Origin of the sequence: Enterococcus casseliflavus NBRC 100478, from assembly GCF_001544095.1 — a bacterium.
In the GTDB taxonomy this organism is placed as follows: Bacteria; Bacillota; Bacilli; order Lactobacillales; family Enterococcaceae; genus Enterococcus_D; species Enterococcus_D casseliflavus.
This window is the reverse complement of record NZ_BCPT01000018.1, coordinates 34443-54089: the sequence shown is the minus strand read 5'-3', so window position 1 is coordinate 54089 and position 19647 is coordinate 34443. Positions and strand designations below refer to the sequence as shown.

General features: G+C 42.0%; 17 protein-coding genes. 13 read left to right on the top strand and 4 right to left on the bottom strand.

Translation table 11 applies throughout. The annotated features are described in order from the left end of the window. Positions 1-144: 144 nt before the first annotated feature. From ECA1_RS13890 to ECA1_RS13880, 3 genes are all read left to right on the top strand, one after another. Positions 145-1254 carry a LacI family DNA-binding transcriptional regulator gene (locus ECA1_RS13890; RefSeq protein WP_060792797.1) on the top strand — a complete coding sequence of 370 codons (1110 nt, stop codon included), beginning with the start codon at positions 145-147 and terminating at the stop codon, positions 1252-1254. A gap of 413 nt (positions 1255-1667) precedes the next feature. Next, positions 1668-2510, top strand: coding sequence for a BglG family transcription antiterminator LicT (licT, locus tag ECA1_RS13885; RefSeq protein ID WP_005225819.1), 843 nt, complete (start codon positions 1668-1670; stop codon positions 2508-2510). Positions 2511-2711: 201 nt separating this feature from the next. After that, the gene (locus tag ECA1_RS13880) at positions 2712-4631 is read left to right on the top strand and encodes a beta-glucoside-specific PTS transporter subunit IIABC (protein WP_060792796.1); all 1920 of its coding nucleotides are present in this window, start codon (positions 2712-2714) and stop codon (positions 4629-4631) included. A 78-nt stretch (positions 4632-4709) separates the two neighbouring features. Here ECA1_RS13880 and ECA1_RS13875 read toward each other — a convergent pair whose 3' ends face one another. After that, the gene (locus tag ECA1_RS13875) at positions 4710-5630 is read right to left on the bottom strand and encodes a MurR/RpiR family transcriptional regulator (protein ID WP_060792795.1); all 921 of its coding nucleotides are present in this window, start codon (positions 5628-5630) and stop codon (positions 4710-4712) included. A gap of 260 nt (positions 5631-5890) precedes the next feature. Here ECA1_RS13875 and ECA1_RS13870 point away from each other — a divergent pair, with 260 nt between their 5' ends. Next, entirely contained in the window at positions 5891-7282 is a 1392-nt protein-coding gene (locus ECA1_RS13870; RefSeq protein WP_005225822.1) for a 6-phospho-beta-glucosidase, read from the top strand. Positions 7283-7302: 20 nt separating this feature from the next. Beyond that, entirely contained in the window at positions 7303-8736 is a 1434-nt protein-coding gene (locus ECA1_RS13865) for a 6-phospho-beta-glucosidase (RefSeq protein WP_008378424.1), read from the top strand. 235 nt (positions 8737-8971) lie between these two features. On the opposite strand, the gene ECA1_RS13860 is transcribed toward ECA1_RS13865, so the two are convergent. Beyond that, complete coding sequence (locus ECA1_RS13860; protein WP_005225824.1) at positions 8972-9442, bottom strand: glutathione peroxidase; 471 nt, start codon at positions 9440-9442, stop codon at positions 8972-8974. A 152-nt stretch (positions 9443-9594) separates the two neighbouring features. Continuing rightward, positions 9595-10980 (bottom strand): MATE family efflux transporter, encoded by a 1386-nt coding sequence (locus ECA1_RS13855; RefSeq protein ID WP_060792794.1) that lies wholly within the window; start codon positions 10978-10980, stop codon positions 9595-9597. A gap of 185 nt (positions 10981-11165) precedes the next feature. Between ECA1_RS13855 and trxB the strand changes: the two genes are divergently transcribed. From trxB to thrB, 6 genes are all read left to right on the top strand, one after another. Beyond that, on the top strand, positions 11166-12098 hold the full coding sequence (gene trxB / locus ECA1_RS13850; protein ID WP_060792793.1) for a thioredoxin-disulfide reductase: 933 nt from the start codon (positions 11166-11168) through the stop codon (positions 12096-12098). 147 nt (positions 12099-12245) lie between these two features. Further along, entirely contained in the window at positions 12246-13973 is a 1728-nt protein-coding gene (locus tag ECA1_RS13845; RefSeq protein WP_060792792.1) for a phospho-sugar mutase, read from the top strand. A gap of 247 nt (positions 13974-14220) precedes the next feature. Beyond that, positions 14221-14514, top strand: a complete 294-nt coding sequence (locus ECA1_RS13840; protein WP_005225828.1) for an ArsR/SmtB family transcription factor — start codon at positions 14221-14223, stop codon at positions 14512-14514. Positions 14515-14630: 116 nt separating this feature from the next. After that, a complete protein-coding gene (locus ECA1_RS13835; RefSeq protein WP_060792791.1) occupies positions 14631-15881 on the top strand; it encodes a homoserine dehydrogenase in 1251 nt (416 codons plus the stop codon). A gap of 2 nt (positions 15882-15883) precedes the next feature. After that, the gene (gene thrC, locus ECA1_RS13830; protein ID WP_060792790.1) at positions 15884-16942 is read left to right on the top strand and encodes a threonine synthase; all 1059 of its coding nucleotides are present in this window, start codon (positions 15884-15886) and stop codon (positions 16940-16942) included. Next, complete coding sequence (gene thrB / locus ECA1_RS13825) at positions 16939-17808, top strand: homoserine kinase (protein WP_005225831.1); 870 nt, start codon at positions 16939-16941, stop codon at positions 17806-17808. Before thrC ends, thrB begins: the two co-directional genes overlap by 4 nt. A gap of 81 nt (positions 17809-17889) precedes the next feature. Here thrB and ECA1_RS13820 read toward each other — a convergent pair whose 3' ends face one another. Continuing rightward, a complete protein-coding gene (locus ECA1_RS13820; RefSeq protein WP_010748043.1) occupies positions 17890-18777 on the bottom strand; it encodes a pyruvate, water dikinase regulatory protein in 888 nt (295 codons plus the stop codon). 95 nt (positions 18778-18872) lie between these two features. On the opposite strand from ECA1_RS13820, the gene ECA1_RS13815 reads away from it, so the two are divergent. Both ECA1_RS13815 and rpsU read left to right on the top strand, forming a co-directional pair. Continuing rightward, the gene (locus tag ECA1_RS13815) at positions 18873-19304 is read left to right on the top strand and encodes a Fur family transcriptional regulator (protein WP_060792789.1); all 432 of its coding nucleotides are present in this window, start codon (positions 18873-18875) and stop codon (positions 19302-19304) included. A gap of 160 nt (positions 19305-19464) precedes the next feature. Then, the gene (gene rpsU / locus ECA1_RS13810; RefSeq protein ID WP_002356740.1) at positions 19465-19641 is read left to right on the top strand and encodes a 30S ribosomal protein S21; all 177 of its coding nucleotides are present in this window, start codon (positions 19465-19467) and stop codon (positions 19639-19641) included. Positions 19642-19647 lie beyond the last annotated feature (6 nt).

Genomic DNA, 19647 nt, shown 5'->3' with positions numbered 1-19647 from the left:
TTGAAAATCGCTCACTTACCGGCTTCTTTACGATCCGTCACTATTGAGATAGGACAGTCCATGTGGAACGAAATCGGTCCTTGTTCATTTTTCAAGGGTTCCATGATATAATTGACCAACAGCAAAAAGCAAGGCGTGGATTGAATGGCAAATGAGAAAATCACCATTAAGATGGTGTCAGAAAAAGCAAATGTTTCAAAAACCACCGTTTCTAGATATTTGAATGGCAAATATGAATTTATGTCAGCAGAGACAAAAAAGCGCATCGAAGAAGTGATCGAAGAGCTTGAATACCGTCCAAATGCGCTAGCACAGGGGTTGAAAAACAATAAAACGGGATTGATCGGCATCGTTGTCAGCAATATCATGATCCCGGAAGTAGCAGCTTTAGTTCGAGGCGTCAATGATTATTGTATACGAAAATCTTTTCAGGTGATTCTTGTTGAAACCGATCACAAAAATATTTCTCAGCAGGATCAAATTCAAGCGTTGATCGACCGTCAAGTGGAAGGGCTGATTCTGTCGTCGAATCAGGACGAAGCATTCGTGAAAAGCTTGACTGAGCAAAAGGTCAAGATCGTGCTGGCTGATTGCACGATCGAAGAAGTGATGATTGATACAGTCATCGTTGATAATGAAAAAGCGACGGCCGAGATGATTCAACGTATTTATTCAGAAGGCTTTGATCGAGTCGCTTACTTTACACCACCGCTCACAACGCCTAGTCGGAAGAAAAAGCTCGCTCTTTTTTTGGAAAGTTCTAAAATCGCAGTAAGAAATCCTGAACAATTAGCATTTGAGATCGAAGAAACACAAGCGGCATTTGACGCGTGTAAGGAATCACTAAACGAATTGTTGAAAAAAAATCAAGGCTATCGTTTAGCAATACTAGCTGAAAACAGTGAGTTGATGTTTGCGTTGATCCATGTGATCTATAGCTTGGGTTTACGGATTCCAGAAGATGTTGCGATCGGGGGCTATGATGATTTAGGCTGGAACAAACTTTATCATCATGAAATGTCTGTGATTGAAAAACCGTCGTATGAGATTGGTTCGCAAGCTGCTGAACTCTTAGTCAAGCGGATCTCAAAAGGGAAAATGCAGTATAAACCAAAGGTGATCGAAGTACAGCCAAAAATCAAAATGAATGGTTCGACACAAGTGAGTGACAATAGTTTTGATAAGATCGTTATCCGTATGAACCAAGAAAACCAGCCCTACATCAAAAAAAATTATCGTAAACAAGATGATTAGGTTTTTTTGAAAAACAAGAAACAAATGACACCATAGCCGGCTCCCCAAAGATTAGACTGATCAGTCAAGTCTTTGGGGAGCGTTTTTTTCGTTCGCTAAGGGTTTTGTCTTTATCTAAGATAAGAATGAATAAAAATTGATCGCTCGTGTATTTAAGAAACGATCAATAGATTCGTATTAGGTGTCAGTAAAAATAACGAACAACGATTGACAGCGCTTTCTACCTTTGCTATGATAAAGATAATAAAACTGGTTCTAATGGATAGTGATTGTTGATTTTTAACAAGCTAAACCTGATGAAGCTGCGGTATTTGCGCTGCTTTCATGAGGTTTTTTCTGTGTTGACTGTTGGCTCAGCAATAAAGACAAGCAATGAACCATATCCGCAATGATAAAGTAAGTGGGGGTAGGACATGAAAATCAGTAAAGTGTTAAACAATAATGTTGTGATCACTACCGATCAAAGTCAAAACGAGATTATTGTTATGGGGCGGGGGATTGCATTTAAGAAAAAAGTGGGAGATGAAATTTCTTCAGAAACGGTCGATAAAGTGTATCGCTTAGAAAATCAGACGATCTTATCTCAATTTCAAGAGCTGCTTGCTGACTTACCATTGGAATATCTTGAATTATCCAATGAGATCATTGAGTATGCTCGGCGAGAATTGTCATCCCCAATCAATGATTCCATTTACATCTCGTTGACGGATCACATGCACTGTGCCATTGAACGATCGAAAAAAGGAATGACAGTCAAAAATGTCTTATTGTGGGATATCAAGCGTTTTTTCCCCGATGAGTACCAAATAGGCTGCAAAACAGTAGAGAAAATCAAAGAACATTACGGGATTCAGCTGCCAGATGACGAAGCTGGCTTTATTGCTCTGCATCTCGTCAATGCGCAAACTGAGAATGGTGACCAAGGCAATATTGCTGAACTAACCCAAACGATGCAAGACATTATTAACATTGTTAAATATTTTTTCAAAACAACCTTTGATGAAGAGTCCGTTTATTTTTATCGCTTCACTACGCATTTGAAATTTTTTGTCTCAAGAATGCAAAACCATACTACTCATGTGGATGAAACCGATGAAGATCTTTTGGCTATGGTCAAAGTGAAGTATCGAAATGCGTATCAATGCGTACAAAAAATCGCTGAGCTATTAGAAAATCAGTATCAGTATCAAATGTCCAGTGACGAAAGTTTGTATTTAACGATTCATATTGCCAGACTTGTGCAAAAAAATCGTTGATTGAAAAAAAACAAGAAAGGAGAAGGATTTTTTGATTCATGAGAAGGTGTCGAAAAAGAAAAATTTCTTCGCAATGATTCTTATCAAACATCAGCTTCAAGGCATCTGACCATGTAGCAAGAAATCAAAAAAAGAAAACATTTTGGATAGTGACATTCAGTTGGCTAAACCTTCAATACAAAAAAATTGGAGGAATCAAAAATGGGAAAATATCGTGAATTAGCAGAAAAAATCGTAGCAAATGTTGGTGGGAAAGAGAACATCAATAGCTTGACGCATTGTATCACACGCCTGCGTTTTCAATTAAAGGATGAAGGCGTCGCAAATGATGAAGTCTTAAAGAACATGGATGGGGTCGTGACGGTCATGAAGAGTGGCGGTCAATACCAGGTGGTTATCGGAAACCATGTACCTGATGTCTATGCAGAAGTGATCGATGTAGCAGGAATCAGTGGTGATGCTGAAGAAACAGCTTCAGGTGGCAACTTGTTTGATCGTTTGATCGATATTTTGAGCGGCTGCTTCCAACCTTTCTTAGGGGCTTTGTGTGCGGCGGGGATGATCAAAGGACTAAACGCACTGTTGCTTTTTATTGGTACAACAGGCTTGATCGATTATACAACGACGACAGGTACCTACGTGATGTTCAATGCGATCGGCGATTCGATCTTCATGTTTATGCCAGTGATTTTAGGGTATACGTCAGCGAAAAAGTTTCGCTTAAATCCAATGGTGGGAATCGTGATCGGGTCAGCGCTTTGTTACCCAACGATTCAAGGATCTGCTTTGCAAGCCACATTTCTTGCAGGGGCTGGCGAGGGAGCTGCTGCACCGTATAGCTTGTTAGGCTTGCCTGCGTACGAAACGTTTTTAGGAATTCCGTGGGTTGGCGCAACGTATACTAGCAGTGTGGTGCCGGTCATCTTTATCATTGCCTTTGCTGCACAAGTTCAAAAACTTGCGAAAAAAATCATTCCTTCTGTTGTCCAAACGTTCTTAGTGCCGTTCTTGGTTCTCTTGATTGCATTGCCAATTGGGTTTTTGGTGATTGGACCTGTAATCAGTATGTTGACGGATCTTTTGAGCTCAGGATTTGAAGCGTTGATGGACTTCTCACCAGTTGCCTATGGCTTGTTGCTAGGTTTCTTCTGGCAAGTATTGGTTATTTTCGGTCTTCACTGGTCAGTTGTTCCGCTTCACATTATGCAAATCACGCAACTTGGTTATAGTCAGATTTTGGTAGCTACGTTTGGTGCCAGCTTTGCTCAAACAGCCGTAGTGATGGCGATGTACTTTAAACTGAAAGATAAAAAACTGAAAGCACTATGTCCACCAGCTATTATCTCAGGGCTTTTCGGTGTAACGGAGCCAGCGATTTATGGGATCACGTTACCGAAAAAAATGCCATTCTTCTACTCAATGATCGGTGGTGCGGTCGCAGGTGCCTTCTTGATGATCAATGGAACAACGAGTTACACCTCTGGTGGGTTAGGGGTCTTTGGCATTTTCAACTATATCACTCCAGAAGGCGACGCTAGTGGCATGTGGTTCTCTGTCTTCGGAATCTTGATCGCTGCAGCGATTGGCTTTGGTTTGACCATGGCTTTCTGGAAAGATGATGCAGTGGAAGAAGAAATCGCAGAAGGACAACCAGCGATGACTGTTCGAAAAGAAGTGATCACTTCTCCAGTAGAAGGAACGATCGCGCCACTAAGCAGTGCCAAAGATGAAGCCTTTGCTCAAGGAGTGCTAGGAAAAGGCATCCTGATCCATCCTTCAAAAGGCGAAGTTGTGGCTCCTTTTGATGGTACTGTGATGACATTGTTCCCAACCAAACATGCCATCGGGTTGATTTCTGAGAATGGTTTAGAACTTTTGATCCATATTGGTTTGGATACTGTTCAATTGAATGGTGAGTTCTTTGAAGCGCATGTGAAGCAAGGCGATAAAGTCACTCGTGGACAAAAATTGATCAGCTTTGATAAAGATGCATTGATCAAAGCAGGATTCAATATTGAGACCCCAGTGCTAGTGACCAACTCAGCGGATTATTTGGATATCATCGAGTCTGACAAACGAGAAGTTGGTTGTTCCGATGATTTGATCACGGCTTTAGTTTAGGAAATGTTTACCTGCAAAACTGCTATATAAGGATAAAAGCGATCGGTCGTGAAGGCGCGATCGCTTTTTGACAGTCATTTAATTGGGAAACAGTGAGTCCTTATAATGAAGGTTTTTATCATAGGTTGGTTCAGCGATTATCGTTGATGAAGTGGGGCGCTTATCATACGCCATCCCAATATCGATCAAATGCTGCAGATTTTTCTCATAATGTTCCGAAAAGGCGACTGCATACAACAAATCTAGCAAGTAGCAAACCGAGGTATTGATCGTAAAATTCGCAATCTTTGAATAAAGCCTTTCTCTTGTTGTGATATTTAAGACACAATCGCTTAATTTCGCTAACGCATTCTCGCCAATACTGGTCATCCCAATGATGGAGACCTGCCGTTCGGCGAGGATCTTACCGATTTCTTTAACCATTTTGTTTTCACCTGTGTAAGAAATCAAAATCGCGGTCGTATCGGAGGTACAGTTGGATGCCTCATAGGCACTTTCGCCGAAGGTATCGCAGACGTGGATACTTTTTCCTAAACGCCGCATCTTCAAAACAAAGTCTTGAGAAATCAAGGTGTTGGCATTGCTGGCGAAAATCCTGATATGGTTGGCATTGAGCAACGATTGTTTCGCTTTTTGTAATTCATCATGATGGATCAAGGAAAGCGTATCTTCAATCGTTGTTTGTTCAAGCTTTGCCAACTTTTTGGCGATGGTCATAATCCCGTCATGGGAAGAGAAGGGAAAGTTCGCATCCACATCGGTAAAATGGCTGCTCATATAAGTTTGCTCTTCCACAAAGGCCGTTTTTAAGTCGAGCCAACCATTGAAGCCTAATTTTTTGGCGATCCGAATAAAAGTAGAAGGATGAACATAGGTTTTTTCAGATAATTCCTTGATGGTTTGATCCGCCATTGCGGTCGGATTGGCTAATAAATAATCAATCAACGATCGTTCAGCGGGTGCTAGTTTGATTTGGCGCATTTTTTCTTGTAACAACATGGTATATATGCTCCTTTTTACATTTTTTTATGATTATTTGTAAATGGTTTTTACAGAAATTCGTTTTTATTCAGTACTTAGCGAATCGTTTACATCCTAATTATTCCTTATTTGATGCTCTTTGTAAATCTTTTTTACAAAACATCTGCAAGAAGAAGCGAGATTTGCAAACGCTTTTTCTAAATATGCTATTTACATTGAATCAAATGTTTTTATGAATGATAATAAGAATGTAAATAAAATAGCAAAGGAGCAATACAATGACAAAAGGAATTAAAATTGCAACCATTGGTGGCGGCAGCAGCTATACCCCGGAGTTAATGGAAGGCTTTATCAAACGCTATGAAGAATTGCCGATTCGTGAGATTTGGCTAGTAGATATCGAAGCAGGAAAAGAAAAATTAGCAATCGTTGGTGCGATGGCACAACGGATGTGGGATGCGTCACCCTACGATGTAAAAATCCACATGACATTGGATCGAGAAGAAGCGTTAAAAGATGCTGATTTCGTTACGACTCAATTCCGAGTAGGATTGCTGAATGCCCGTATCAAAGATGAACGAATTCCTGCCTATTACGGCATGATTGGTCAAGAAACCAACGGCCCTGGTGGTATGTTCAAAGCGTTTCGTACGGTTCCAATCATTCTTGAAATCGTTGAAGACATGAAACGCTTGTGTCCCGATGCCTGGTTGATCAACTTTGCGAATCCAAGCGGTATGGTGACTGAAGCAATCGTGCGTTACGGAAAATGGGACAAAGTCATCGGGTTGTGTAACGTGCCTGTCATGGCAACGATGGTTGAACCTGCGTTGCTTGGCAAAGAACCTGACGAATTGATTTACAAATTTGCAGGATTGAACCACTTTCACTGGCACAAAGTTACCGACTCACACGGCAATGACGTTACGATGGACATTATTGATAAAATGTATGAAGAAGACAATGGCTTACCGAAGAATATCTTTGATGTACCATTTTACAAAGAACAGCTGGAACAAATGAAGATGATTCCTTGCGGGTATCACCGTTATTACTATCGTCAAGAAGAAATGTTGAATCATGCGATCGAAGAGTACAAGACTGTCGGTACACGCGCACAGCAAGTGAAACAAACCGAAGCCGAATTGTTTGAGTTGTACAAAGATCCTGAATTGGATCATAAACCAGAACAGCTGCAAAAACGTGGTGGTGCTTACTACTCAGATGCAGCGTGTGAAACGATTGCTTCCATTTATGCTAATAAAAATACCCAAATTGTCGTTTCAACCAAAAATGAAGGCGCCGTTCCAGATCTTCCTGCCGATTGCGTAGTCGAAGTAACAGCTTACGTTGGCGGACAAGGGGCTAGAAATGTTGCCTTTGGTGAGTTACCGACAGCTGAAAAAGGTTGGTTACAGGTAATGAAAGCAATGGAATTATTAACGATCGAAGCAGCTGTGACGGGGGATTACAATATCGCATTACAAGCCTTCACCATCAACCCATTGGTTCCATCAGGTGATACGGCAAAACGTGTCATGGACGAACTGTTTATTGCCCACAAAGATCACTTGCCTAAATTTAAGGAAACGATCGCACGTCTTGAAAAAGAAGGCGTAGAAGTACAAGATGAAGTAGCCCGCGAACTTGATCGCGAACTAGTTAAATAAAGAGAAAGTAGGAAAGAAACATGGCATTTAGAAAAGACTTTTTATGGGGCGGCGCAACAGCTGCCAATCAATGTGAAGGAGGCTACCAAGAAGGCGGACGCGGCTTGGCAAACGTTGACGTGGTACCGATCGGCAAAGATCGTTTTCCAGTCATTACTGGTCAAATGAAAATGTTCGATTTTGATGACGAACATTTCTACCCAGCAAAAGAAGCGATCGATATGTATCATCGCTACAAAGAAGACATCGCGCTATTTGGCGAAATGGGCTTTAAAACCTACCGTTTGTCGATCGCTTGGAGTCGGATTTTCCCTAAAGGGGATGAAACAGAACCAAATGAAGACGGCTTGAAGTTCTATGAAGATCTTTTCAAAGAATGCCACAAATATGGGATCGAACCATTAGTAACGATCACTCACTTTGATTGCCCAATGCATTTAGTTGAAAAATACGGGGCATGGCGTTCTCGTGAATTGGTCGGATTCTATGAAAACTTGTGTAACGTGATTTTCAACCGTTACAAAGGATTAGTAAAATACTGGTTGACCTTCAACGAAATCAACATGATTCTCCATGCGCCATTTATGGGAGCAGGTCTTTACTTTGAAGAAGGCGATAACGTTGAGCAAGTGAAATACCAAGCGGCTCACCATGAGCTATTGGCCTCTGCGATCGCAACGAAAATCGCTCATGAAGTCGATCCTGAGAACAAAGTAGGCTGTATGTTAGCTGCTGGCGCATACTATCCATATACAAGCAAACCAGAAGATGTCTGGGAATCACGCAAAGCAGATCGCGAAAACTATTTCTTTATTGATGTTCAATCACGTGGGGAATATCCACAATATGCGCTGAAAGAAATGGAACGTAATGGGATCGAAATCAAAATGGAAGAAGGCGACCTTGAGCTGTTGAAAGCTCACACCGTAGACTTTATTTCCTTCTCTTACTATTCTTCCCGCGTATCAACCACGGACGCTGAATTATTAGAACAAACTGCTGGCAATATTTTTGCCTCTGTGAAAAACCCATACTTGGAAGCAAGTGAGTGGGGGTGGCAGATTGATCCACTTGGTTTGCGCATCACAATGAATGACATTTATGATCGCTACCAAAAACCATTGTTTATCGTTGAAAACGGCTTAGGAGCTGTGGATACACCAGATGCAGATGGCTATGTGGAAGATGACTACCGGATCCAATACTTGGCAGAGCATATTCAAGCAATGAAAGATGCGGTTGAACAAGATGGTGTCGACTTATTGGGTTACACGACTTGGGGTTGTATCGATTTAGTTTCAGCTGGAACAGGTGAAATGAAAAAACGCTATGGTTTCATTTATGTGGACCGTGACAATGAAGGAAACGGCACCTTGAAACGAACAAAGAAAAAATCATTTGATTGGTACAAACAAGTGATTGCTTCAAACGGTGAAGATTTATCGAATAACTAATTATAAGAAGCTGCAGTGGATCCCTTAGAGAAATCTAAGTAGATCGACTGCAGTTTTTTTAAAGTCTTTTTAAAAACTATTGAAACGAATGATTTGTATAAGTAGAAATGGCTGTTCAGAGATTATTGATAAACGACAATGAGAGTGCTGTAAAAGGCTTGCGTTGCAGCAATTACAAAAAAAGGCGACCTTAAGCATGACATGTTTTGTCCTTAAGGTCGCCTTTATTCATTTTTTAAAGAACTTTTTCAATCTCTGGAATCATTTTTTGAGGATTGGTTTGTGGAGCAAAACGCTCCACGACTTTACCTTGGCGGTCCACCAAGAATTTCGTGAAATTCCATTTAATGGCTTTGCCTAATGTACCTGGTGCTTCTGCTTCCAAATAGCGAAACAAGGGATCTGCGTCTTTGCCATTGATCACAGTTAACTTGTGCATCGGAAAATCAACACCATAGGTGGTTCGGCAAGCGGCTGCGGCTTCTTCGGCTGAGCCGACTTCTTGTTTGAACTGGTCAGAAGGAAACCCTAGAACGACCAACCCTTGGTCTTTATAGGTTTCATAAAGACTTTGTAATTCTTTGAACTGCGGGCTCAACCCGCACTTTGTAGCTGTATTGACGATCACCAGCGGTTGACCTTCGTAGTTTGCTAGCGAATAAGTTTCGCCGTTTTCTAATGTTGCTTGGTAGTCATAGATTGACATAGCAAACGCTCCTTTTAATGTAAATCATAGTCGATAGTTTCTGAGATAAGTATAGAGCAAAGTCTTCAAAAAAACCAAGCAAACTTCTTGGCGCATTTTATTTCTTATAAAAAACAAAAAATCCAGCGGCCGTTGGGACCACTGGACTCTTATTATGCTTCTGGTAAGACTTCAGGTTCTGCTTCTTGTGGATGAACGACAGATTTAGTTTTCCATACCCCAGAATGCCAGCGATAGATCATTAAGACACTGCGCAATGCTTCGTCAATGGCATAAGCGATCCAAACGCCGATCAAGCCAAATTTAAAGACGATGGCCAGTGAGTAGGAAAACGGTAAGCTGATGACCCATAGAACAATTAGGCTGCAGATCAATGGGAACTTCACGTCACCACTTGCATTTAATGAACCAACTAGGATCATATTGACTGCACGCGCTGTTTCTAAGACGATCTCTACTAAAAAGACACCTTTAGCAATCTCGATTACTTCGGTATTGGAAGTAAAGATCCCCATGATCGGTTCAATAAATAGATAGGTCAATAAGCAGATCGTTACCGAGGCGATGATCCCGATCACCATCGTGCGCACGCCTCGCTGATGCGCGCGATCGAATTCACCCGCACCGACATTGCGTCCAATCATGATTTGATTCCCTTGACTCAATGCGGAGGCGATCAAATAAACAAATTGGGTGATAGCTGTTACGTAAGATTTTGCAATCAAGACACTTGCACCTAGTTGAGCCACGATCATCGTCACTACGACTTGCGCTCCTTGATAGGAAAGAGACTCGCCAGAAGAAGGCAATCCGTAAGTCAAAATGTTTTTCATCACGCCCCAAGAGACATTCGAGAAACGGGCAGATAAAACAGAAAAATTCACATGTTTCTTCAGCAACATGGCGGCAATTAGTAAACCGATCGAATTACCAAAGACGCTAGAAAATGCCAATCCAGTCACACCGAAATTCGGTAAACCAAAGGGGCTGTATAAGACAACGTAATTGCCAATGACGGCTAGGATACTAGCAAACATCGGTACCAATAACGCAGGTTTTGTGAAACTGTGGCTACGCATGACAGCAATTATGACCGCCGTGATCGATGAAAGGAACAGACTTCCGCCATATACTTGTAAGTATCCATGACCTAAAGCAACTAATTCAGCATCTAAGCCCATGAATCGCAAAAGGTAGGTTGAGCCGAAAAGGAACATCAAGCTGATCAAAATCCCGATGAACAATGACCCAAAAAGAGCGGTATTGATGACTTTCGGTATCTGGTCGCGTTTTTTCGCACCAATCAATTGTGCGATAATGATCTGAGTACCCACGGTGATGAAACCGTAAATAAAGACCGTTAAATTCAATAGTTGATTGGCAGCACTGACGGCCGCTACTGCTGGCTCGGAATAATGAGAAATCATCCAAACGTTGACATTCCCAATAACGACCCGCAAAAATAGCTCAACAAAAATCGGCCAGCTGAGAAAAATCAGTTCACGGTCTGATTTTCCTAAAAGTTTTTTCTTATTCAATTGTAAGGACTCCTTATTTTCTATATAATAGACGTATCGTGAAAATTTTACAAAAATTGAAAAGAAAGTCAATGTAATTTTCAAAAGTAAAAGCAGGAATATCTTATTATTTTTTGTAAGCAGATGAGTTGAAAGAATTTGCTTTTGAAAGTAAAGTATGGGTAGTCCAAATTGGAGGGAAATATATGTATGATGTAATTATCATCGGCGCAGGCCCTGCGGGGATGACAGCAGCGCTTTATGCGTCAAGATCGAATTTATCAGTACTAATGATTGAACGAGGAGCACCTGGCGGACAAATGAACAATACGGCTGAGGTTGAAAACTATCCTGGCTTCGAATCAATCTTAGGCCCTGAATTAGCATTTAAAATGTATGAAGGTGCCATTAAATTTGGTGTTGAAAATGCCTATGGGATCGTTCAAAGCATCACGGATCAAGGTGAGTTCAAAGAAGTTGCCACCGAAGACAAAACCTATCAAGGGAAAACAGTCATCATTGCCACAGGATGTGTACATAGAAAGTTAGGCGTCAAAGGCGAAGAAGAATTCGCAGGACGCGGAGTTTCATACTGTGCGGTTTGTGACGGTGCCTTTTTCCGTAACAAACGCTTGATCGTTGTTGGTGGAGGCGACTCAGCAGTCGAAGAAGCGATCTACTTAACGCAATTTGCTTCTGAAGTAACGATCGTTCACCGTCGTGATGAATTACGAGCACAAAAAATCATCCAAGACCGCGCATTTGCCAACGAGAAAATCTCTTTTGTTTGGGATTCTGTTGTGGAAGAAATCAAAGGCAATGAGATGGTCGTAACTGGCGTGCAAATCAGAAACGTAAAAACGGATGAAGTGACAGAAGAAGCTGCTGGCGGTGTCTTTATCTATGTTGGTTTAGATCCGTTGACAGAACCATTCAAAGCTAGCGGTATCACGAATGATGCTGGCTGGATCTTAACAAATGATCAGATGGAAACTTCAATTCCTGGTGTTTACGCGATTGGCGATGTTCGTGAAAAAGGCTTGCGTCAAATCACAACGGCAGTCGGCGATGGCAGTATTGCTGGTCAACAAGTGTTTGATTTTATTGAAACACAAAAGGATGCTCAATTAACAAAATAATCTAATGGAATTAGCTGTTATTTTTAAAGTGTCAATCACTTTTGATAGCAGCTTTTTTTATTTTTCGTTTGGTTATTCTTTGAGAAATCTGTAAGTAGTGTTATACTAATTTTAGAGCATTTTAACGGAAAAAGGAGAGGTTATTTTATGGCATGGGAACAAACATTTAATCAATGGAAAAACAGTGAACACTTAGATCCACAATTAAAAGAACAACTGACCGCATTAGAAGCAGATCCTGCGATGTTAGAAGACGCTTTTTATATGCCTTTGGAATTTGGGACTGCTGGCATGCGAGGGATTTTAGGACCTGGTATCAATCGGATGAACATTTATACGATTCGTCAAGCAACGGAAGGCTTGGCTCGCTTTATGGATACACAAGATCCCGAAACAAGACGTCGTGGCGTAGCGATTGCCTATGATTCCCGTCATTTTTCACCTGAGTTCGCGATGGAAGCAGCAAAAACATTGGCAAAACATGATATTCCAGCCTTTGTCTTTGAAAGCTTACGTCCGACGCCAGAATTATCTTTTGCTGTGCGTTACTTAAAAACCTTTACTGGAATCATGATCACTGCTTCTCACAATCCAGCCGAATACAATGGCTACAAAGTATATGGGGAAGATGGTGGGCAAATGCCACCAGCAGATGCGGATGCATTGACAAAATTTGTTCGGGAAATTGAAAATCCGTTGGAGATCCCTGTATTAAGTGAAGAAGAAGCCAAAAACAGCGGCTTGATCTCTATTATTGGCGAAGAAATCGATACTGCCTATCTGAAAGAAATCAAAGAAGTCACGATCGATCAAGAATTGATCGATACGGTGGGCAAAGATTTGAAACTTGTCTATACACCACTTCACGGAACAGGGCGGATGCTTGGCGAGAAAGCGTTGAAACAAGCTGGTTTCCAACAATTCATTATTGAACCTTCACAAGCGGTTGCTGATCCAAACTTCAGTACAGTAAAATCACCGAATCCAGAAGAGCACTCTGCCTTTGAATATGCGATTGCTTTAGGAGAAAAAGAAGGTGCTGATCTATTGATCGCAACAGATCCAGATGCCGATCGCTTAGGGGCTGCAGTAAGAATGCCAGATGGCAACTACCAAGTCTTGACAGGTAACCAGTTAGGTGCATTGATGATCCGTTACATTCTAGAAGCCCATAAAACAGCTGGAACATTGCCAGAAAATGCAGCAGTCTTAAAATCGATCGTTTCTAGTGAATTGCCAACAGCGATCGCTAAATCCTACGATGTTGATATGATCAATGTTTTAACTGGCTTTAAATTTATTGCCGAAAAAATCCAACAATTTGAAACAGACCATTCTCAAACTTTCATGTTTGGCTTTGAAGAAAGCTATGGCTACTTAGTTAAACCATTCGTACGGGACAAGGACGCGATCCAAGCGCTCGTTTTATTAGCAGAAGTGGCTGCTTTTTACAAACAATCAGACAAAACATTGTATGATGGTCTGCAAGATATTTTTGAAGAGTACGGCTACTATGCAGAAAAAACGATTTCTGTAACGATGAGCGGCATGGAAGGGGCAACTAAGATTGCTGCCTTGATGAAGACTTTCCGTGAAAAAGCACCTTCCGTCTTCTCAGGAACCCCTGTCGTGCAAACAGAAGACTTTAAATTGTTGACTCGTGTGGGCTTAGATGGTCACCAACAAAAAATGACCACACCGCCTTCTGATGTTTTGAAATACACCTTGGAAGATGAAAGCTGGATTGCTGTTCGTCCTTCTGGGACCGAACCTAAAATCAAGTTTTATATTGGTGTAAAAGGCGATACGGCAGAAGCAGCAGAACAAAAAATTGCTGATCTGCAAGCAGCGATCGAAGAAATCACAGGTGAATAAAGTCATCTGATGTCTTCATAATCAAAAAAATTGCAATTGACTGAATGATCCGAGTGGTAGAAAAAGAAGCGTTCGCTTCCCTCAGCAAACAGGTGTTGAGGGACCGAAGCTTCTAAAGGGAATTTTCTGACGCTTGGATCTATTCTTGTCTTTTAGCTCGTTTCTTCTCCTTGATCGTCGAGCATTGATTGACAAGCTGTCTATCAAGGGCTAAAATGCAAAAGGAAATAAGAGAGGATGTGGCGCGATGACTACGCCGAAACTAGAAGAAATTCAGCAAGTAACACAGATTTTTAAAATGCTTAGTGATCCCACTAGACTAAAAATTTTGTTGTCTCTTCAAGAAGGAGAGCGCAATGTCACTTCGATTGCAGAACAAGTACATATGGAACAATCAGCAGTTTCTCATCAGCTGAAACTTTTGAAAGATAATCGGATCGTAAAGTCGGAAAGACAAGGAAAAACCATCCTTTATAGTCTTGATGACAAACATGTTGTGGATATTTTGCAAAAAACATTCGAACATATCCATCACCGTTAAAACTAGGGCGAGAATTTCTCAAAAGTCCTAGTTTTTTCTTATTGTTTTTGGTATGCTAGTGGAAATATTAAAATTAGATGAACGGTTTTTAATAACGTTTTCAGTTAGGGGGCATTATGGGTAAGCAATTGAACATTGGATTATTAGGAATGGGTGTTGTCGGCAGCGGGGTATGCCAAGTGTTGGCAGAGCAAAAAGAAGCCATTCTGGCACGCACAGGAGTCAGTGTGCAAATCACGAAAGCATTAGCTTCGCCTTACGAGGATAAGTCTGCGTTAGCGGCTAAGTACGGGTTTGCGTTGACGAATGAGGCAAATGAGTTGTTTGAAGATGAGACCATCGACGTAATTGTGGAATTGATCGGGAAGATCGATCCGGCAAAAGCGTTTATTTCAGCTGCTTTAGAAAATAAGAAGCACGTTGTGACGGCAAATAAAGACTTGATTGCCACCCATGGACCTGAACTGCTGGCAATCGCTGAAAAAGCCGGGGTGTCTCTTTATTATGAAGCCAGCGTGGGTGGTGGCATTCCGATCTTACGTACATTGAGCACCCACTATCTGCCTGATACCATCACAGGGATTTTTGGCATCGTCAATGGGACGACCAATTATATGCTGACAAAAATGACGGAAGATGGCATGACCTATGAAGATGCTTTGTCACAAGCCCAAGCAAAAGGTTTTGCCGAATCAGATCCTACTAATGATGTTGACGGTATCGATGCGGCCTATAAAATGGTGATCCTGACCAAATTTGCTTTTGGAAAAACGATCCATGTTGCTGATGTGGCAACAAAAGGCATCCGCGGCTTAGCTGTGGCAGATATTAAGCAGGCACAAGTCTTTGGTTATGAAGTGAAGTTGATCGGTGCAGCACAAAAGACAGTTGACGGTTCCCTTACTGTGTCAGTTGGACCTGTATTAGTGCCGAAAAACCATGCGTTAGCGACGATCCAAAACGAGTTTAATGGCATTTTTATCGAGAGTGAAGGCATCGATCAATCGATGGTTTATGGACCAGGAGCAGGATCACGACCGACGGCCACCAGCGTGGTAGCGGATTTGACCGTTTTAGCAAAAAATAAAAGCTTTGGGATCGTTGAACCTTTTCTAACTTTTGAAAAAGAAACAGCATTAGCATCTGTAGAAGAAGTTACTAGCCGGCATTATGTGTCTTTTTCAAGTCAAGAGATCAAAGGGAACGCTCTTCCAGAATGGTTTGCGTTTGAGCAAACGGTGTTCAACGAAGCAGACCAACGAATAGCTGGAATCACCAATCCAATGAGCGAAAAAGAGCTAACAGAAAAACTCGCAACTTATACCGATGCACAAGACATACAAATAATGAAAGTGATGGAGGAATAAACATGTATCAAGGATTATTGCATCAATACAAGGAATATCTACCAGTCAACGAAAATACACCAGCATTGTCGCTGGCTGAAGGCAACACGCCGTTGATTCCCTTACCAAGCCTTTCCAAGGAATTAGGGATTCAATTGTATGGAAAATACGAAGGGCTGAATCCGACAGGCTCTTTTAAAGACCGAGGGATGGTCATGGCGGTGGCAAAAGCGGTGGAAGAAGGTGCCAAAGCAATCGTCTGTGCATCGACAGGAAATACCAGTGCGGCAGCAGCAGCTTATGCGACCAGAGCGGGGATCAAAGCCTATGTTGTTATTCCAGATGGCAAGATCGCTATGGGGAAATTGGCGCAAGCGATCGTTTATGGAGCCGACATCATTTCGATCCCAGGAAACTTTGATGAAGCGTTAAAAGCAGTACGAGATATTGCAGAAACCGAAGCCGTGGCGCTAGTAAACTCAGTCAATCCTTATCGTTTAGAAGGACAAAAAACAGCTGCCTTTGAAGTATGCGAACAATTAGGACAAGCACCGGATGTTCTTGCGATTCCTGTCGGTAATGCAGGAAATATCTCGGCATATTGGAAAGGGTTCAAAGAATGGCATGAGAAAAAAGGCACCGCGTTGCCAAGAATGCATGGGTTTGAAGCTGAAGGTGCTGCTGCGATCGTCCGTGGGGAAGTCATCGAACAACCAGAAACGATTGCTACAGCGATTCGGATCGGCAATCCAGCCAGCTGGCAGTTGGCAGAAGCCGCTCGTGATGAATCAAATGGACACATCGATGCAGTAACCGATGAGGAAATTTTGCATGCTTACCGTAAAATTGCTGCGCAAGATGGTGTGTTTATTGAACCAGGCTCAGCTGCCTCGCTGGCTGGTGTCATCCAGCACGTGAAAGCAGGGAAAATCAAACCAGGTGAGACTGTCGTTGCCGTCTTTACTGGAAATGGTCTGAAAGATCCTGATACAGCTATCAAAGCGACAGAAGTAACCATCAATAAGATGAGTGATTTAGAAGAAATGCGTCAGCATCTTCGTGAAGGAGTTGCCAATCTATGAAGATCCGCGTTCCTGCAACCAGTGCGAACTTAGGGCCTGGTTTTGATTCCTGCGGGATTGCCCTGTCAAAGTATTTGTTCATTGAAGTTTTAAAAGAAAACGATACGTGGGAAATCATCCATGAGCTAGGTTCAGAGATCCCAACGGATGAAACCAACTTGCTTTTGCGTGTGGCATTGAAATTAGCACCAAACATGAAGCCTTTGAAAATCCGAATGAGTTCGGACATTCCTTTGGCACGAGGCTTAGGCAGCAGTTCCTCGGTGATCGTCGCCGGGATTGAACTAGCCAACCGCATGGCCCACATGAATCTGAGTGCAGCACAAAAGCTTGAGATCGCAACTGCCATCGAAGGGCATCCTGACAACGTTGGACCAGCGATTTATGGAGATTTTGCGGTTGCTGCATACGACCATCAGCACAAGCATACGTATTTAGTCAAGCATCATTTTCCAGAGTGCGAGATCATTGCCTATATTCCTCATGAAGAACTGTTGACTGAAGCAAGTCGTCAAGTCTTGCCGCAGACTCTTTCTCACGAGCAAGCTGTCGAAGCCAGTGCGATCGCCAACGTGATGATCGCAGCGGTCATCAATGGCAATCTGCCTCTTGCAGGAAAATTGATGCAGCAGGATCGTTTTCATGAAGCCTATCGGGAAAAGCTTGTGCCGCACTTGTCGACCATTCGCCAAATCTGCGAAGAAGAAGGCGGCTATGGCTGTTTCTTAAGCGGCGCAGGTCCTACGGTCTTAGCGATCGTCCCAGAGGAACGGGCAGAACGAATCTCAAAACTTTTGCATGCCTTGGAGAGCAATGCGTATATCGAACAATTACAAATCGATCGTGAAGGGCTGCAAGTGTTCTAAAAGAGAATAATAAATGAGCCACAGACCAAAAACGGTGAGCAGAAGATTTTCTGTTCACCATTTTTCATTGCTTCATCGATGTTAGTCTTTCGTTTCTGACGTGTAATAGCTATGATCTTCTAAGTTTAATGCATTTAAAATCATAGAGGCGGTTTCTTCGATGGAAAGAGAAGCGACATTGATCACGACACAGCCTAGTTTTTCATACAGATCATTGGCAAACGTCAGCTCCGCTTTGATTTTTTCTATATCGGAATACGCAGAATCTGGGTTCAAGCCGTAGGAGCGCATCCGTTCTTTGCGAATACTGTTTAACACATTCGGATCGTTTGTTAGCCCGACGATTTTTTTCGGATCGATTTCCCAGAGCTGTTTTGGGATGTGGGCTTGCGGTACTAAAGGCAGGTTAGCAACTTTTAAATTTTTGTTTGCTAGAAATAGACTCAAAGGCGTTTTTGACGTCCGAGAAACCCCTAGTAACACGACATCTGCTTCCAAGAAGCCACGAGGGTCTTTCCCATCATCGTACATAACCGCAAATTCCATGGCTTTGATGCGTTTGAAATAATTTTCGTTTAAGTGGTGCAAAGCCCCTGGCTCTCGTGAAGGTGCTACGCCAGTTCGGCGTTCTACTTCACTTACTGGAGGGGTCAATACGTCGAAATGGTAAAGGTCAGCTTCTTCACAAAAATGATTCGTCAAATCCACAAGTTCTTCTTTGATCAAGGTATGAAGAATAATGGCGTTGTGTTTTTTTGCATCAGACAAAGCTTTGATCAAATGCTCTTTTGTGTGGATAAACGTGCGTCTAAAAAGGTTAAATTCGACGCTGGGGTATTGGGCCATTGTCGCTTGTGCAAGCTTCGATGCCGTTTCGCCGGCAGAGTCCGACAACACGAACATCGTCACTGCGGCACTGGTTTGCAATTTTTCTTGCAAGTCTGGTTGTTCAGGTTCAGTTGGCTTCATAAGAAAAATCCTCTCTTGCTTTTTTATTGATTTCATTATACCATACTTAAGATCGATAGAATCGGAATGATTTTGATTTATCAGGAGGGCCTACGATGAAAAATCAAACACTTATTAAGCATGCCATGACTACATTGAAAGAAAATGGCTTTAAATACACCAAAAAAAGAGAAGCGATCATCACCTATTTAGTGAAACGAAATCGCTATTTGCCAGCCAAGGAAATTCATGAATACATGTCAGAAAAGTATCCTGGCTTGAGCTATGATACGATCTACCGTAATCTGCATGATTTTTCTGAGATCGGTATTTTAGAAGAAACAGAGCTGAACGGGGAGATGAAGTTTCGCTATAACTGCTGTGCAGAATTAGAGGACTATCATCACCATCACTTTATTTGCACGGTTTGTGGCAAAACAAAAGAACTGCATATTTGCCCGATGGACTTCTTCCAAGAACAGCTTCCTGGCTGCTTGATCGAGGGACATCGCTTCGAGATTTTGGGCCGTTGTGAAGAATGTCAATGAAAACCCAAACAAACTTGATGGGATCGAAGACTTTTTTAACAGAATGCCTTGACACTTTTTCAGGGGTTAGCTATAATTTTTAAAGGACAGTCGTGTTTTTTGGGATTTTATTTCAATAACAACTACGGTTACTTTTTAAGCTCGGAGGGAGGGAATTTACATGTCAAAAACAGTCGTTCGCAAAAACGAATCACTTGACGATGCTCTTCGTCGCTTCAAACGTTCCGTGTCAAAAGCGGGTACTTTACAGGAATCTCGTAAACGTGAATTTTACGAAAAACCTAGCGTAAAGCGTAAGAAAAAATCTGAAGCAGCTAGAAAACGCAAAAAATTCTAATTTTCT